This window comes from Cellvibrio fibrivorans, from assembly GCF_031457055.1.
Taxonomy (GTDB): domain Bacteria; phylum Pseudomonadota; class Gammaproteobacteria; order Pseudomonadales; family Cellvibrionaceae; genus Cellvibrio; species Cellvibrio fibrivorans.
On record NZ_JAVDVX010000002.1, the window covers coordinates 454,906 to 471,397 of the forward strand.

At 47.1% G+C, this 16,492-nt stretch carries 15 protein-coding genes and 1 tRNA gene; 9 read left to right on the forward strand and 7 right to left on the reverse strand.

Features of this window, described 5'->3' with window-relative positions; genetic code table 11:
• Nucleotides 1-24: 24 nt before the first annotated feature.
• From J2X05_RS06850 to J2X05_RS06860, 3 genes are all read right to left on the reverse strand, one after another.
• Nucleotides 25-735 (reverse strand): 16S rRNA (uracil(1498)-N(3))-methyltransferase, encoded by a 711-nt coding sequence (locus J2X05_RS06850; RefSeq protein ID WP_310070430.1) that lies wholly within the window; start codon nucleotides 733-735, stop codon nucleotides 25-27.
• A 115-nt stretch (nucleotides 736-850) separates the two neighbouring features.
• Nucleotides 851-3,142, reverse strand: coding sequence for an ATP-dependent DNA helicase (locus tag J2X05_RS06855; protein ID WP_310070433.1), 2,292 nt, complete (start codon nucleotides 3,140-3,142; stop codon nucleotides 851-853).
• Complete coding sequence (locus J2X05_RS06860; protein ID WP_310070434.1) at nucleotides 3,126-4,793, reverse strand: VRR-NUC domain-containing protein; 1,668 nt, start codon at nucleotides 4,791-4,793, stop codon at nucleotides 3,126-3,128. Before J2X05_RS06860 ends, J2X05_RS06855 begins: the two co-directional genes overlap by 17 nt.
• 200 nt (nucleotides 4,794-4,993) lie before the next feature.
• On the opposite strand from J2X05_RS06860, the gene imuA reads away from it, so the two are divergent.
• The 7 genes from imuA to J2X05_RS06895 all read left to right on the forward strand — a co-directional run bounded on the left by imuA (nucleotide 4,994) and on the right by J2X05_RS06895 (nucleotide 12,152).
• Entirely contained in the window at nucleotides 4,994-5,755 is a 762-nt protein-coding gene (gene imuA / locus J2X05_RS06865) for a translesion DNA synthesis-associated protein ImuA (RefSeq protein WP_310070437.1), read from the forward strand.
• Between the two features lie 2 nt (nucleotides 5,756-5,757).
• The gene (locus J2X05_RS06870; protein ID WP_310070439.1) at nucleotides 5,758-7,275 is read left to right on the forward strand and encodes a Y-family DNA polymerase; all 1,518 of its coding nucleotides are present in this window, start codon (nucleotides 5,758-5,760) and stop codon (nucleotides 7,273-7,275) included.
• A 6-nt stretch (nucleotides 7,276-7,281) separates the two neighbouring features.
• Nucleotides 7,282-10,392 (forward strand): error-prone DNA polymerase, encoded by a 3,111-nt coding sequence (locus J2X05_RS06875; RefSeq protein ID WP_310070440.1) that lies wholly within the window; start codon nucleotides 7,282-7,284, stop codon nucleotides 10,390-10,392.
• Between the two features lie 120 nt (nucleotides 10,393-10,512).
• A complete protein-coding gene (locus tag J2X05_RS06880; RefSeq protein WP_310070442.1) occupies nucleotides 10,513-10,917 on the forward strand; it encodes a DUF2177 family protein in 405 nt (134 codons plus the stop codon).
• Between the two features lie 24 nt (nucleotides 10,918-10,941).
• Complete coding sequence (locus J2X05_RS06885) at nucleotides 10,942-11,184, forward strand: hypothetical protein (protein ID WP_310070444.1); 243 nt, start codon at nucleotides 10,942-10,944, stop codon at nucleotides 11,182-11,184.
• Nucleotides 11,185-11,194: 10 nt separating this feature from the next.
• Nucleotides 11,195-11,539 (forward strand): YciI family protein, encoded by a 345-nt coding sequence (locus tag J2X05_RS06890; protein ID WP_310070446.1) that lies wholly within the window; start codon nucleotides 11,195-11,197, stop codon nucleotides 11,537-11,539.
• A gap of 67 nt (nucleotides 11,540-11,606) precedes the next feature.
• Nucleotides 11,607-12,152, forward strand: a complete 546-nt coding sequence (locus J2X05_RS06895; RefSeq protein ID WP_310070449.1) for a Gar/GrdA family gentamicin resistance ATP-binding protein — start codon at nucleotides 11,607-11,609, stop codon at nucleotides 12,150-12,152.
• 106 nt (nucleotides 12,153-12,258) lie between these two features.
• On the opposite strand, the gene J2X05_RS06900 is transcribed toward J2X05_RS06895, so the two are convergent.
• The 4 genes from J2X05_RS06900 to flgA all read right to left on the reverse strand — a co-directional run bounded on the left by J2X05_RS06900 (nucleotide 12,259) and on the right by flgA (nucleotide 14,338).
• Nucleotides 12,259-12,334 (reverse strand) — tRNA-Arg (locus J2X05_RS06900).
• Between the two features lie 155 nt (nucleotides 12,335-12,489).
• A complete protein-coding gene (locus J2X05_RS06905; RefSeq protein ID WP_310070452.1) occupies nucleotides 12,490-12,966 on the reverse strand; it encodes a flagellar protein FlgN in 477 nt (158 codons plus the stop codon).
• Between the two features lie 117 nt (nucleotides 12,967-13,083).
• Nucleotides 13,084-13,404 carry a flagellar biosynthesis anti-sigma factor FlgM gene (gene flgM / locus J2X05_RS06910; RefSeq protein ID WP_310070454.1) on the reverse strand — a complete coding sequence of 107 codons (321 nt, stop codon included), beginning with the start codon at nucleotides 13,402-13,404 and terminating at the stop codon, nucleotides 13,084-13,086.
• A gap of 187 nt (nucleotides 13,405-13,591) precedes the next feature.
• Nucleotides 13,592-14,338 (reverse strand): flagellar basal body P-ring formation chaperone FlgA, encoded by a 747-nt coding sequence (flgA, locus tag J2X05_RS06915; protein ID WP_310070457.1) that lies wholly within the window; start codon nucleotides 14,336-14,338, stop codon nucleotides 13,592-13,594.
• Nucleotides 14,339-14,519: 181 nt separating this feature from the next.
• On the opposite strand from flgA, the gene J2X05_RS06920 reads away from it, so the two are divergent.
• The gene (locus tag J2X05_RS06920; RefSeq protein WP_310070460.1) at nucleotides 14,520-15,476 is read left to right on the forward strand and encodes a chemotaxis protein CheV; all 957 of its coding nucleotides are present in this window, start codon (nucleotides 14,520-14,522) and stop codon (nucleotides 15,474-15,476) included.
• 54 nt (nucleotides 15,477-15,530) lie between these two features.
• Nucleotides 15,531-16,406, forward strand: a complete 876-nt coding sequence (locus J2X05_RS06925) for a CheR family methyltransferase (RefSeq protein ID WP_310070463.1) — start codon at nucleotides 15,531-15,533, stop codon at nucleotides 16,404-16,406.
• Nucleotides 16,407-16,492: the final 86 nt, after the last annotated feature.

Below are 16,492 nucleotides of genomic sequence, written 5' to 3' on the forward strand. Positions count from 1 at the left end.
CATTTTTTTCAACGTATTTTCAGGTTAAAACAATCTTCCCAGCAAATAAGGCACCGCTGTTTCTACGCGCATAATGCGCTCGCCTACCTGCACGGCTTCAAAGTTACACTTTTCCAATAAATCAATTTCGTACGGAATAAAACCACCTTCAGGGCCTACGGCCAGTGTCAGCGAATACTCTATTTGGCAGGGGCAGGCGGTTTCTGTGTAAGGGTGGGCAACCAATGCGCGCGTATCGGCAACAATTGCTGGCAACTCATCTTCTACAAATGGCTTGAAGCGTTTGTGTAAATGCACTTCCGGCAAATGGGTGTCGCAACCCTGTTCCAATCCTAAAATTAGCTGCTCACGAATGTTTTCTGCTTCCAAAAAAGGTGTCTGCCAGTAGCTTTTTTCCACGCGGTAGGAATTAATCAAATGCAATTGTTTAACACCGAGGGTTGCAACCGTTTGTAAAATACGGCGCATCATTTTTGGCCGCGGCAAACCGAGCACCAGTGTTAATGGCAATGCGCGCGGCGGCGCTTGGTGCAGGTCTACATCCAGATATATCGCAGTATCATTGAGTTCTGTAACTAGCCCAATACCCAGATTGCCGTTTATCAGGCCGACTTTTAATTGATCGCCCACTGTAGCGCCGTGCACTTGCTTAATATGCGCAAGCTGGCGTGGATTTTTGATACAGGCTCGGTTATCGGTGAGTAAATCGTTTGGCGATAATAAAATCAGATTCATAATGTGTAGAAATAGAGGTAAGTGGAAAAATATGGGCATTAGACCACGTGCGGTAATGTCTTGTCATATATTGCTGCGCAACAATTGCCTCGGAGCGATGTAGGTTTACGCCGGTTTAGGCCTGCGCTATCAACCACCACTCTGGAAGCAAAGGGCGTATTTCCGGTTGTTGAAAGCGCTGGTCCAGCAACCACAAATAACCTTCATCTGATGTAGTTCGAATTACGCGCCCGGCTGCCTGGATCACTTTCTGGATTCCTGGATAGGTGTAAGTAAAATCATATCCCTGCGCGAATTTACCCTGCATCACTGCACGCAAGTGCTCATTTACCGGATTCACTTGTGGTAAACCTAACGTTGCAATAAAAACCCCTTTTAATGCATCGCCCGACAAATCCACTCCCTCGCTGAAAGCGCCGCCCAATACCGCCAAACCCAATAAATTATTGTGCTGGCTAAATTGCTCGATAAATTCCTGCCGGTCCTCTTCGCTCATACGGCGCGATTGCACTACCAATTGAATATTACTGTTGATCAATCGCGGCCGAAGAGCGGTCTCTACTTTTTGTAAAAACTCATAGCTGGAGAAAAACACCAAGGCATTGCCTGGTTGTGCGTGGATTTGATCTTCGATCAAATTACAAATAGGTTCTATGGCTGCACTGCGATCTTTGTAGCGGGTGGATAAATTGGTTGCGATCTGGACGTGCAGTTGCTCGGGTTTGAACGGTGAGGGAACATTGATATGTACCGTATCATCAGGCAAACCCAGCAGCGATTGATAATAATGCGCAGGATGCAGCGTGGCCGAAAAATAGCAGGCGCAATGGGCAAAACTCAACCGTGCGGCCAGTGGTGTTGCCGGTATCAGGTTGCGCAGGGTCAGTACTTCTTCTTTTGTACCCATGGCTTGCATATCAATACAAAAGTCTTCATCGAATACTTCTACCACTTTTTGGTAGTTTAGTGCAGCGAAGAAAAATTCTTGCGCAATCGTTTCTTGCACTGAATGGTCGGGATTTTTCTGCAGGAACTCAATATAGCTATTGGTGAACTCGGTTAACGCCATGCCCAATTTTTCTGGTAATACCGGCAGTAACAGAAATTGATCCGGGCTTTCCGGGAGGAGTTTTAACAGCGCAAGCCAGAGTTTATTGATTTTATCCAATGTTTTTTTAATCGGTGCGGGCGAATGCTTTTTTGCGCTGATCAAGTCACCCCTGTTTAACTCGGCGGAATACATACCGCGTGCGCGATCAATCAGGTTATGGCTTTCATCGACCAGCAAGTAGGGTTTCCAATCGAATTCGTTGGTAAGCCCTAATAACAGTGGTGTGCCATCAAAATAATAATTTACATCGGCAACCACTATATCGACCCAACGGCTCATTTCCATACTGAGATAAAACGGGCAGATTTCAAATTCATAAGCGAGTGCCGTGAGTGCTTGTTTATCTAATAAGGGCGTTGCGTAAGCCGCTTGGCGGGCGGCTTCCAGTTTGGTGTAAAAATCAAACGCGTAAGGGCAGGAATCGCCCATGCATTTTTTGTCGGGTTCAAGGCACGCTTTTTCTTGTGCGGTTAATTCCAATGTGCGCAGTGGTGTGGCTGAGCCGTTTTTATCACTGGCAATCAGGTGGATATTTTCCAACGCTAATTGTTTGCCGGTAGTTTTGGCGGTGAGATAAAAAATTTTATCGACCGGTGTGCGGGGCATGGATTTAATGGCAGGAAATAATCCCGCCAGGGTTTTGCCAGTGCCTGTGGGCGCTTCTGCTAATACCACTCGCCCGATTGCAGCGGCTTTGTACACAGCTTCTGCCATTACCCGTTGTGAGCTGTGCATGCTGCCATAGGGAAATTGTAGCTGTTCAATCCAGTGATTGAGCCGCTCCAAGCGTTGATTGATCTGTGCCTGCCATTGGCAATATTTTTCGGCAAGATTTTCACAATATTCCTTTAGCTCTGCGGCACTCCAGGTTTCTTCCAGTCGATATTCTTTTTCATTGGTTAAATTAAAATAAATCAGCGCGAGATTAATTTCATCGCAGCCGTGGGTTTCACAATACATCCAGCCGTAGCATTTTGCCTGTGCCCAATGCAGTGCTTGATGGTTTTCCGGTATGCGCGATACATCGCCATAAAAGGTTTTAATTTCTTCGATGCAATGATCTGAGGGTGCATAACCATCGGCGCGGCCGCGAAAAGTAATATCGCCGTAAGTGATGCTCAAGCTCACTTCGGTTTGATAATTGGATGAGCGATTGCTCGTTACCCGCTGATGGCCTTCGATCCCTTCTTGGCCTGTCGGTGATGGTGTAAAGCGGCGGTCGAGGCTGCCGCTTTTGGCTGCAAATGCGACCAATGTTTTTACCGCAACCGCCTTGGGCTTATTGCCAGTTAACATACCAAACCTCGGCTGGGATTGTGTTTGCGGCAAAATAATCCAGCCAGCGCTGCTGGTTGTCTTGAATGCGGTCGCCCGGGCCTTTCACTTCAATCATTCGATAGTTATTAGAGGAAGGAAAAAACTGGATTAAGTCGGGCAAGCCGCTGCGGTTGCTTTTAATATCAAATAGCAAGCGTTTAAAAATGGCTTTCAAATGTGCGGCAGGAATTGTCTGGAGCGCGAGATCAAGCAGCTCCTGTTCTAAAAATTGCCAGCTCACAAAATGATTGGCCACGCCGTTTTTATCGCGCCAGAATTCACGGATATGATCGTGATGTTGGTTGTCATCCAATAATTGCCACAATTGCTGAATGCCGGGGCGATTGTTAACAAAATTTTCCTGATACAAATCCAGCGGCGCCGCTTGAAACGGATTGGCAAAAGCGCCATCAATGCCGCGAAACATTTCCGGCCATAACCACAAACCAAATAAACCGGTCAGTAATAAATTCTCGACATAAAAGCAGGGCGATTCGTCGGTGTGGGCAAATTGCCGAACGACTTCTTCAACACGCAGAATATTGTTATTTTCATCAACTAATTGTGGCAGGATTAATTGTTGCTCAATAACCGGAGCGCGTGTTTGTTTGGCAATAGTTTCGCCCACTTTTTTAGCAAGGCGCGGCGCCATCCGTTGGGCAACTTGTAGCTCATGTTCATCGCAAGGTGAATTCAACACTTCACCAAGCAGTTGCCATGCACCCGCAATATCACCCTGTTTTTCCAGTAGGCGGATTCGACGTTCGCGCGCAGGCGGTAAATGGCTCTGGCAATAAAGTTGGAGTGCGAGTGTGTGCTTGTTTGCACGCTCCAGTTCATAGGCTAATTGATTGCACAAGCGCGCACGGCGCCGCTGCAAGCCTGCATGGTTTAGCTGCGCGGGAATGCGATTGGCAAGATTCGCCAAATGTTCTACTTCAGCTGCGAGCTGCAGTTCATCGCGCAACTGGATTAATTGTTGGTATTGTTCCAACTCGGCGCGATTTTTAAAAATGCGGTGCTGGTGATCGATAGTGTAATTTTCATAGCGATACAAGCCCAAATCCTGCAATACAAATTCGGTGAGGTCTTGATAGGCATTGCCAAAAAATAATAACAATAAGGTGCTGATAATGGCTTGGTTATCCAGCCGATAAGTTTTGCCAAGTTGATGGTTCGTCCAGTCTTCCCAGGTTTTTGATTCAGGCAATTGTGCGCTTAGTTGTGCAATTAATTCTTCTTTGCGCGCCTGTTTTGCTCCCTGCAAATGCTCCATGAACAGGCTGAGCAATTCGGCTTTGGTAAGCAGGTTTGCGGCTTCATCAATACTGAGCAAGGCGTTATCGCTGAGCAAACCGACTGCAATTAATTCAGTCGCCGCCTGTTCGATGGATTCTATCTCGGCATAGTGCAATTTATCGTAGCGAAATAACGGGCCTTTACGGCTGGATAAGCGCACTAATAAGCATTGGCTGGTGCGCGGTAATTGTTGGAAGCAAGCAAGAAAATGGAGTTCGTCGGCGCTGAGTAAATCCGCATAGCGCTGCGATACCCAATCCACCAAAAACTGGAAGTTAGTCAGGTAATAATCCGCTGCGAGATCAGCTGTGTTTGTTGTTGATTGGCTCATTGCTGCGTAAATCCAGGCGATCGAAGGCCTTATTTATAAAACATATTGTCACAAGACATTTTGTGAACGTTAAATAATACAACCCCAATTGAGCGATTCGATTAGCGCAAAATAGTCTAATGCTTTTGCTTGACGCTGATCAGGGGGTTGCCACTATACTGTATATCAATACAGTTATCGAGCCCTGAAAAATCTCCACTATGACCCCCAATCCCCCCGATAATCCGCAGGCAAGCGTCCCGGATTTGGAGCAATTGCTTTGCCGTCGCGATATCTGGCGCGGTGGCTCGCACAGGCTCGCGTCATCACCCGCACGGGATACGGGTTATAGCGCGCTGAATGCGCAGTTGTTGGGTGGCGGCTGGCCGTCCGCTAATTTGGTTGAGGTCTGTCAGCAGGGTTTTGTGCAATCGGAATGGCTTTTGTTGACTCCGGCATTAACTGATACACAGGGTTTGATTGTATTGCTCAACCCTCCCTGCATGCCTTTTGCGCAAGCCTTGATCAAGGCGGGGATAGATCTGGAACGGGTATTGGTAGTGGAGAGCAGCAACAAGGCTGATTTCCTGTTCAGTTTTATTGAGCTGACCCGCGCCACTGCCTGCGAGGCGGTGTTGGCGTGGCAGCCAACGCAATCTTTGAATTACACGGAGCTGCGCAAATGCCAATTGGCGGCGACAGAAGGGCAGGGTTTGTATGTGTTATTTCGCCCGGCGGCAGCTGCCGAGCAAAGTTCACCAGCCAGTTTGCGCCTGACCATTAGCCTGCAAGCGCAGGATTTGCAGGTGCGTATCTTCAAACAAAAAGGTGAGCTGGCTGCGCTTATGCAGCCGGTGTTATTGCCGCTGCCACATAATTGGCAAGGTTTTGCGCCGCATCATTTGCTGGATCAAACCGGCAAGCCCAAATCCAATGTGGTTCATCTTCGGCCCCAGCGCGGAGGGCGGCGTGGCCGTAAGTAATTATGCGAGCAACTTCTCGTCCAGATCGCCTTTGGCTTGCACTGCGCTTGCCGGATTTACCTGCCCACGCGCTTGCGATTGATCTCCACCATGATGCCGCTTTAGCAATTCTTGAGCAGCGGCATGTGATCTGGGCAAATGCTGCAGCTATAGCCAGAGGTGTAGTGCAGGGCATGGATGCATCGACCGCGCAGCTGTTAAGTGGATGCATTCACCAAGAGCGTAATCTTGGGCATGAACACAAATTATTGGCAGAACTTTCAGCGCAGCTGTACGCGTTTACCCCTTATATCGAAACCTATACGAGCAAACAGGTTCCCCAGTCGGGCTTGTTGTTGGAAATTTCCAGCTGCTTAATGTTGTTTGGTGGTGTACACGCGTTTGTTGAAAAAGTCCTGCAATTTTTTGCCGCAAAAAATCTGATTTTGGCGATAGGCTTGGCGCACTCGGCGCAAGCGGCTTGGCTGTTATCCTTTGTTCATTACGATATTCACGGCAATGAAAGCAAACCGGTTTTTGTGGAGCGATTGCAGCAATTGCCGATTCAGTTGTTGCATGATTATCCCGCTCAAGTTGATACGCTGGAAAAAACCGGTTTTATAACTTTCGGTGATATTGCTCGGCAAATTGCGGCGCAATCGATCAGCAGTATCAAAAAACGGTTCGGGCAAGAGTTTGCAAAAACACTATGCGATATTTTTGGTATCGATCAGGATTTTCAGCAATCGTCACTATTTGAAAAACCGGTGGTGATGTACAAGCCGCAGGAGTTTTTTAATGAAGAAATCCAGTTTGAATATCCCATCCATCAAATTGACCAGCTGCAAGTGCCGGTCGAACATTTGTTGCAGCAATTAGCCGATTTTTTACGCAAGCGCCAATGGGAAACCCATCAAATTGAATGGACGCTGGCCGATATTTATCACAGCAAAGAGGTTATGGCGATTTACGCCGATACAGCGCAAAGCCACTGGCAATTATTTTTTGACCTCACCTTGATCCAATTGGAAAACCGCGACCTTCCTTTTGAGGTGGATACGCTCACATTGAGTTGTCGCAATATCCAGCCCATTCAAACGCACTCGCAATTGTTGGAGTTTGATTCCAGGCGCAAACATAATAGCCAGGCATTTACGACGACTGCTGCAAAGTTAAAAGCCCGGTTGGGTGATGCCTGCATTTACAAGCTCAGCTACCGCGATAGTTATATTCCCGAAGAAAGCAATCAGCTCATTGCACTTAACCAGCCATCTAACCAGAAATTGCCAGATCGCCATTTAGCATCGCTGCGGCCGTGTTGGTTATTTAAATCGCCGATTGAAATTGAAGTGCGCAAGCGGGGATTGTATTGGCGTGGATATTTAACCTTGCTCTCTGGCCCTGAGCGCTTGCAAGGTAATTGGTGGAAAGCGCCAAGTGCGCGCGATTATTTTTTAGCACAGCGCAACGATTATGTGCGCCTCTGGGTGTTTCGCGATTTGCACAAAAAGCAGTGGTTTGTGCAAGGTATTTACGGGTAGTTTTCCATGCGCTACGCCCATCTATTCAGTACGACCAATTTTACGTTTCTGACCGGTGCTTCGCATCCGCCGGAATATGTGCATCGCGCTGCTGAATTAGGTTATGACGCGATTGCGATTACCGATGAGTGTTCATTGGCTGGTGTTGTAAAAGCCTTTGTTGCAGCGAAAGAATTGGATGTTAAATTAATTGTAGGCAGCCGTTTTACGCTCAGTAATGGCATGCGTTTGGTCGTACTTGCTCCGACGCGCACTGCTTATGCGGAACTCTCTGGTTTTATCACGCTTGCGCGTCGCCGTGCATCCAAGGGCGAATATGAAGCGCATTTTGAAGATCTGCGCTTCCGCTTGCAGCATTGTTTAATCATCTGGTTGGGGCAGTTAGGCAGCGATATTATCGAACCGGAAACGGTGATCGATCAACTCTATAACGCCTTTAAACATCGGTTATGGATTGGTATTGATCATCAATTATGGGGTGGTGAGCAAGAAGTATTTCCGCGCTGGTTAGCGCTCAGCCGCAAGAAAAATATTCCGCTGGTGGCTTGTGGCCATGCGTTGATGCACAGCAAAGAGCGCAAACCACTACAAGATACACTCACTGCTATTCGGCACAATACTTCTATAGATGAGCTGGGCACACGGCTTGAACCTAATGCCGAGGCTTATCTTAAATCCCTTGAGCAATTGGCGCGCCTGTATCCAGATGCGTTACTGCAGGAAACTTGCACAATCGCTGATTTATGTACTTTTTCTATGGAGGAGTTGTGTTATCAATATCCTGAAGAGTTAGTTCCTGAAAATTACACGCCCATTCAATATTTACGCAAGCTAGTCGACTATGGAAAACATGATCGTTGGCCCAATGGCGTTCCTTCTCATGTAGAAGAAACAATTGAAAAAGAATTGCGTTTAATTGAAGAAGAAAGCTACGAATATTTTTTCTTAACCGTTTATGACATTGTGCAGTTTGCTCGTCAGCAGAATATTTTATGCCAAGGGCGAGGTTCTGCAGCCAATAGTGTGGTGTGTTATTGCTTGTTCATTACAGAAATTTCACCTGACAAAATCAAGGTCCTATTTGAGCGCTTTCTTTCCAAAGAGCGGGATGAGCCACCGGATATTGATGTGGATTTTGAACATTCCCGCCGCGAAGAAGTTATTCAATATATTTACACTAAATACGGGCGTGAGCGCGCCGCTATTGCAGCGACTGTTATCACTTATCGTTCACGCAGTGCTGTGCGTGATGTGGGTAAAGCCTTGGGCATGGAAGATACATTGGTTGATTTACTGGCAAAGTCGCTCGCATGGTGGGATAAGCCTGTCGATCTTGTTAAACGAATTGAAGCTTCCGGTTTGCAAGTGCAACAACAAGTGTTGAAGCATTTTTTTATTTTGGTAAGCCAGATTCTCGGTTTTCCCCGACATTTATCCCAACATGTGGGGGGATTTATTATTGCGCAAGATAAAATTAGCGATTTGGTTCCTATTGAAAATGCATCCATGCCAGATCGCACCTTAATCCAATGGGATAAAGAAGATCTGGAAGCTATGCGTTTGCTCAAAGTTGATGTGCTGGCATTGGGGATGCTGACGGTATTGCGCAAGGCACTCGATTATATCCACAGCTACAATCCGGCAATTCAATCGTTAAAGGATATTGAACCTGAAGATCCTGCTACCTATGAAATGCTGTGCGCAGGCGATAGCGTAGGAACTTTTCAGGTTGAGTCGCGTGCGCAAATGTCGATGTTGCCGCGTTTGAAGCCGAGAAAGTTTTATGATTTGGTAGTACAAATTGCGATTGTTCGCCCCGGTCCAATTCAAGGTGGCATGGTACATCCCTATCTGCGGCGTAGGAATGGACTTGAAGACGACGACTCGCCCAACGATGCGATAAAAGAAGTATTAGGCGCAACGTTTGGAATTCCTATTTTTCAAGAGCAGGTCATTCGCCTTGCGATGGTGGCCGCCGGTTTTACCGGTGGCGAAGCAGATCAGTTGCGTCGCGCAATGGCGAGTTGGGGGAAAAACAGTACGTTAATGAAATTTGAGAAAAAATTTATTGATGGGATGTTGCAAGGTGGTTACGAAATGGATTTTGCTGTTCGCTTATTTGAGCAAGTGAAAGGTTTTGGTGGCTACGGATTTCCTGAGTCTCATTCTGCGAGTTTTGCGCTGCTGGCTTATGCATCATCCTGGATAAAATGCCATCATCCTGCAGCATTTTATTGTGCGTTATTAAATAGTCAGCCGATGGGATTTTATTCGCCGTCGCAATTGATTCAAGATGCGCGGCGCCATGATATTGCAGTATTGCCGGTGGATATTAATTGCAGTCACTATGAGCATCGATTGGAAAAGGTTGCACATTCTGTTTCCTCTCATCCATTTGGAATACGCTTGGGTTTTTGTGAAATAAAAAATCTGGATCACAATAAGGCACAATTGTTGGAGGTCTGGCGAGCTGAAAAACCATTCGACTCGCTGAAAGATCTTTCTCGGCGCTCAACTTTAACGGCCATCGATTTGCAATATCTTGCATCTGCCGATGTATTGCGCAGCTTAACCGGTGACAGGCATGCATCGCGTTGGGCAGCAGCGGCAATTAATTCTTTTTCTGAATTCCTGGATCATGCAGAAACTACTGATCAGGATGATTTGTTTACGGCTGCCCCCACAGTTGAGCAGGATGTGTTGAATGACTACGATACGCTTGGCTTGAGCCTGCGCCCGCATTTGATGTCATTGTTGCGAAATGAATATCCATTTAACCGTTGTAAAACATACGCCGAACTTAAAGATCTCCGCCACGGCAGTTTTGTCCGCGTCGCCGGTTTGGTGACCGGGCGGCAGCGCCCCGGCACTGCCAGTGGTGCTTTGTTTTTAACGCTGGAAGATGAAACAGGCAATATTAATGTCATTATCTGGAAGGGCACCCAGGAAACCTTTCGCCAAGCTTTACTGACGTCCAGATTATTGTTAATCAAAGGCACAGTTGAAGTGAATAACGATAATGTTTCCAGCCCGGTGGTTCATGTTATCGCAGGCCAATTACATGACTGTTCAGCGCGTATTGATTCATTGTCGTTAAAATCGCGCGATTTTCATTAGTATTTACTCTCTCTATCAATACCTGCAACGAATGAGTCGATTTCTCCTTTCACGTTAGCTACCGCACAGACCTTTTTTCTCCCGGCTGCGATCATTATCAATTTGTGATGGTGAATTTCTATGCCCTACATTGCTGCTTATCTCGGTGCGGCGGTTGTATTTTGTGTAATGGACTTTGTTTGGTTAACCCTTATCGCTAAAAGTTTCTATCAATCACACATGGGGGAGCTCATGGCTGTAGAAATCAGAATCGTTCCGGCAATAATTTTTTATATGCTGTATCTCGCGGGGTTGGTTTTATTTGCGATCAGCCCGGCATTGCGTGAGCAAAACTGGTTGATGGCTGTCGGTCTGGGTTTGGGATTAGGTGTTATTGCCTATGGCAGTTATGACTTGACCAATATGGCGACATTAAAAGGTTGGTCTTTATCCCTCACGTTAGTTGATATGGCGTGGGGCGCCTTTGTCAGTGCCATTTCTGCGTTGGCAGGATTTTATGCGGCAAGAATATTTGCCGGATATTAACATTCATTGATAGTGGAGTAGGTGATGTCTAAAGCACCGGAAAAAGTGGCATTTGCTATGGAGTTAAACAGTAAAATAAACACGCTGATCGAATGGGTTATTGAAAATAACCCTAACAAGGAACATTCCCTACACAAGGAGGCCTTTGCTCGTGTGCAGGAGGAGTTTCGCAAAATTGCTTGTGGGCTCGATGCGCAAACCTTGGAGCCTGAGCCTTCTGAGGGCGGAGCCCAATACGTGAGCGTTACTCCCGCGCCTTGGCCGTGAGTTTACCCATATGAGATTTTTGTGCCTTGCGTATGGCGATGAAGACGGATGGAATTCGTTGAACGACAATGAAAAGCAGGAAGCGCTCGCCTACGACGACATAATTCGGGCGCGCGGAAATCTTGTAGCGCCGGTAACAACTGCAGTTACATCGGTACGCAATTGGAATTACAATCTTGAAATTACCGAAGAGGAATACGCCGTGCGCAAGCTCCCGCTTGCCGGGTTTTCGGTAATTGAAGCAAGCTGTGTGGAAGATGTGATCGAACTCGTTTCAAATACTCCTTGTGCCCGCGCACGAGGAGTTATTGATATTCGTCCACTTCAGGATATTGACAATAATACAGCATCATAATTTTTGGTCATGGGTTTTGCTTAATCCAATTTACAAAAAATACCTATAGTTATCGTGAAAATAAAGTATGAGTAACGGCATGATTATTATTCTTAACGGTCCTCTTGGTATAGGTAAGTCAACACTTGCGGAAGCGCTCATGGAGCAAATAGAGGGATGTGTGATGCTGGATGGCGATTATGTTATCGCCATGAACCCGCCACCGCCCGATGAAGTTGAATATCTGAATACGATGTTGTCGCTACTAATCGAACACCATCAGGGCAATGGCTATAAACATTTTGTTATCAATCATATCTGGCGCTCGCCGGAGGAGCTTCATGATTTGCAACAGAAACTGAGGGTCATCGCTCCCCACAGTAAACTGTGTTGCTTTCTACTTACTTTGTCTCTGAAGGAAAATCTTCGTCGTATTCAGGTTAGGCAAGGCGCACGCGCGCTTAATGAATCGGAATTCGAGATGACGACTGTTATGGAAGAGCGATCTCTTTTGCAAGCGGGTGCCAATGGGTGTCTTGGAGAATTATTTGATGTATCTGCGGAGCCTGAGGAATTAGTTGTTTCACTTTTGTCGCGCCTGAATTTAACTTCGATCACACTGGATAAAAGTTAATACAAAAAATCTTCTATCTGGATGAGCTGTTTAATAAGCTTGCACAGGAGAAGGCGATGAAGGAAGTTTTTCGGCGATGAGGTATTTTTTTACAGCCATAATAAAGTGGCGTCCCCACCAGGAATTGAACCTGGATCGCCCGCTTAGGAGGCAGGTGCTCTATCCGTTTAAGCTATGAGGACTGAATGGGTTAACGCGAAAGAACCGGCGTAGGGGGTTACCGGATGCGCTAAGCGGCGGGCATTGTAAGAAGTTTTGCTACAGAATCCAAGGTGGCTTTTCATTAAATACAAAAAGGGCACAACCCCGTGGTTGTGCCCTTTTTGTTATGCGGTTATCACGCCTTGGCTACTGTGTAGGAGGATGTGTGCTGGGTTTTAGCACCCTGTGCATTGTACAGTGCTGGTGCTGCAACTTTGCCGCGTAGCAAGCCAAGCAGATGACTTAGTGTTTGTTGTGACCGAGCGATCATTTTGCCGTTGATATCGTTCATTTTTTGGCAATCTTCAAACTCACTCACCAGTATTTTCCATTCATCGCACAGCGGTAGGGTAGCTGCATTGCGCTGCAAAAATAAATCCCAACCATTTGCATTAGCCGGTAAGCCGAGTGTGTTTAGTATTTGTTGACGTTGCTTGGCACTGTTATTTAGCTGCTCGACCAGTATGGCCTTTTGCTCAATAATTTGTGGGAGTTCATCTTGTTTGCGCTGTTCAAGCAAGATGCGCTCTTGCGCTAACAAGTGTTTGAGTTGGGAAATAGCAGCAGAATCCTGCGTAATCATCTGGCGCAGTAAAGTGATATCGAGAGACATAGCAACCTCTTCATGTGGGAAAAGCAACTTACATAAACAACGTAACGCGGACTGGGGCAAAATAAAAAGCGCCGGGGGAGAGCTTTTATAAGGCCTCAGTCGATCCGATCCGGAGTATTAACTCAGCAGATTTTCTTGATTAAGCATGTTTTCAGCGATTCGCTCAGCGTTGATTTCAAAGCGTCCCTCTGCAATGGCGCGTCTGATTTCGGCGACTTTATCCATATCAACATCTGGTGCATTATTGATTTTGGCCTGCAAGCGACCCAAAGTTTGCGCTTCTTGGCTCAGCACCACCTGATCGCCAACGCCCTTGTTTGAGGGGGCAATATCGGCAGGGACAGGTGCTTTTGCCTCAGCCGTGTTCGGTGTTGCGGGCTTGCTGCGGGTACCTTTGGTGCCCACAGAGTCCAGTGAGTTGTTGGTGTTAAAGTTCATTTTGTTCCCCTGTTTGCCAATGGCGATTAACCCCATCAGCGATTAACTGTAAAAATGCCGCGGTTGCTATGTCGTGACAAAGGATCCTCTTTAATTTAGCCCAACGCTGTGTATTTAAAGAGTCCCTAGCAGGCTATCGGCCAGCTGTTGCTTAACTTTAGCAATAAATTAAAAAAACTTTCACAATTCAGAGGGTTTGGACTACCCCTTGCCGAACAACTATTCCGCTGATGATCCGCTCAGATGAGTTATTGCGCACCCTGATTGTTTGACCTATGCGGCCATCGGTCATTGCGGTGCCTGCGCTACTGACCTTGATACTCCCCGCGAGCGCTTCCAAGATGATAATTTCACCGCGCTTAATCGCAGTGGGGGCATCGAGAGCGGCAGATTTAAAGGGTTCGCCCCGGCTAATATTCCGCTTGGCTTGTTTGCCAATAATGTCGCTCGTAGTGGCCAGAAAAGCCTGGCGAATATCACTGATATTCATCACTTGGGTGGTGATGTGCGCGCCGGTGATTAGCTCGCCGCGAGCTATATTGCCCTGCGCCACAGGCGTTGGGCGGTAAATATTGACCTGTGCCGGGACGTGTACTGACCATTTCTTGCCGCTTTCGCACGTGGCTTTAACGCTAATGTTTCCCCCGTAACCTGTCGTGTCCTGAGTGGTGAATATGGGTGGTGATGCGCAGGTTTCCAGGCGCAGGCGGTTGTCCAGATTGCTTACGCTGATGTCGATACGTTCATGCTCAATCGTTGAATATGCTTTCGTCAAAAAACTGGCTATGTCCTGTTTCAATTGCAGTGGTGGATAAACTGGTGCGGCACCAATTGGAGACGAGTAGGCGAACAATAGAGCTGATGCTGCAGTTACGCCCGGGCTATGGCGCAAAATATTCCGCAAGAAAGTTCTATAAAAACTAGGAAGTTCCATATTTTGTCCTATCCTCAAGGGTAAGAACTGAGTGCCAGTCTGGATCATTAACGACTAAAGCCTGACACTTTTTTGCCGCTAAGCTGCTTTACTAAGCATCAAAGCAAATACTGTGCCGTATAGCTGTGGCCAATTTGCAGATGACCTGAGCCGGAAATTTGAGAATAAACGAGGTAATTGCATGGCTGGTGTAATGGATAGTGTCAATCAGCGTACACAGCTGGTTGGGCAAAACCGTCTGGAGCTCCTGTTGTTTCGGCTTGGCGGTCAGCAGTTGTACGGCATTAACGTTTTCAAAGTGAAAGAGGTGCTGCAGTGCCCACAACTTAATGCGATCCCCGGTCGCAGCTCGGTTGTGCGTGGTGTTGCCCATATCCGCGGTGGCACCATACCAATAATGGATATGAATCTTGCGATCGGCCGTCGCGAGTTGCCGGATATCGAAAGCTGTTTTGTGATCATCACTGAATACAATCGCACTGCACAGGGCTTTTTGGTGCGTTCAGTCGAGCGCATCGTCAATATGAATTGGGGTGATATCCATCCGCCACCCAAAGGCGCGGGCCGCGAGCATTACCTCACTGCGGTGACCCAGGTAGATGGACAGTTGGTAGAGATTATTGATGTAGAGAAAATTCTTGCCGAAGTATCACCTGCGCGTGAAGAAGTCAGTGCGGGTGTAATTGAAGATGGCATAGCTGACCGCGTCGTACAAAAACATGTGTTGATCATTGATGACTCGACTATTGCGCGCAAACAAATCCAGCGGGTAGTTGAGGGCATGGGAATTAAAACCACCGTCAAAAAAGATGGAGCGGAAGGTTTCCAATATTTGACAGACTTGATCAAAGAAGGAAAAGATCCTTACGCAGAACTCATCATGATTATCTGCGATATCGAAATGCCGGAAATGGATGGTTACACTTTTACTGCTGAGGTGCGCAACCATCCGGAACTGAAAAAGCTGCATATCATCCTACACACATCACTCAGTGGCGTATTTAACGAAGCCATGGTGCGGAAGGTGGGTGCAGATGATTTTCTGGCGAAGTTCCATCCGGATGAGCTGGCAAAGCGCGTGAACGATCGCGTTCTGGCGATTACCGGTGAAAGTTTGTTGCCACCGGAGCAAGCCTGACTTTGTATTGCCGTTGCGAATTGACGCGCGGCAATTGTTTTACATTGGAAGCCTATGATTAATAAAGAGTCACCTTTTGCCAAGCCGGCAGGTCGGGACAATATTGACCAAGCCGAGTTTGATCAATTCCGTCAATTCCTCGAAGACGCCTGCGGTATTTCGCTAGGCGATAACAAACAATATTTAGTAACCAACCGTATTCGCCGCATTCTGGAAGAAAATAATATCGCCTCGTTTGGTGAATTGGTGCGCGTATTAAAATTGGGGATCAACCGCAAATTGAAAGACCAGGTGGTTGATTCCATGACCACTAACGAAACTTTTTGGTTTCGCGACAACTATCCCTACGACCATCTTAAAAATACCTTATTGCCGCAATTAATGGCGGGCAATAACCGCATGTATGGTCCGGTGCGCATTTGGTCTGCCGCCTGTTCATCGGGGCAGGAGCCTTATTCCATCAGCATGATGGTGGAGGAGTACAAGCGTCAGGCGATGGGTAATTTGGTGCGGCAGGTACAAATCGTTGCTACCGATTTGTCGTCGACTGTACTGGATCAGGCCAAGCGCGGTGAATACGATAAACTATCGGTACTGCGCGGCTTATCTGCCGAAAGGTTGGAGCGTTATTTCGATAACCCGACGCCAACCGTGTGGCGAGTGAAAAGCCTGGTGAAAGAGCGCATTGATTTCCGCTCGCTCAACTTGATGGATTCCTACGCTGCGTTGGGCAAGTTCGATATTGTCTTCTGCCGCAATGTACTGATTTATTTCAATGCCGATTTGAAGCGGCAGATCCTGCAAAAAATCCACGCCTCCTTAAAGCCGCAAGGCATTCTTTTTCTCGGTTCGTCAGAAGGTTTGGCCGGTGCGGCCGACTTGTTTGAAATGGTGCGCTGTGAGCCGGGTATTCTCTACAAAGCGATTTAGTTTTTTGGATTGCCAGAATTTTCTTAAAACCGGGCTATTAGCCCGGTTTTCTTTTTTGGGCGCCATTTGCCGTTCCCTTGCAGCTC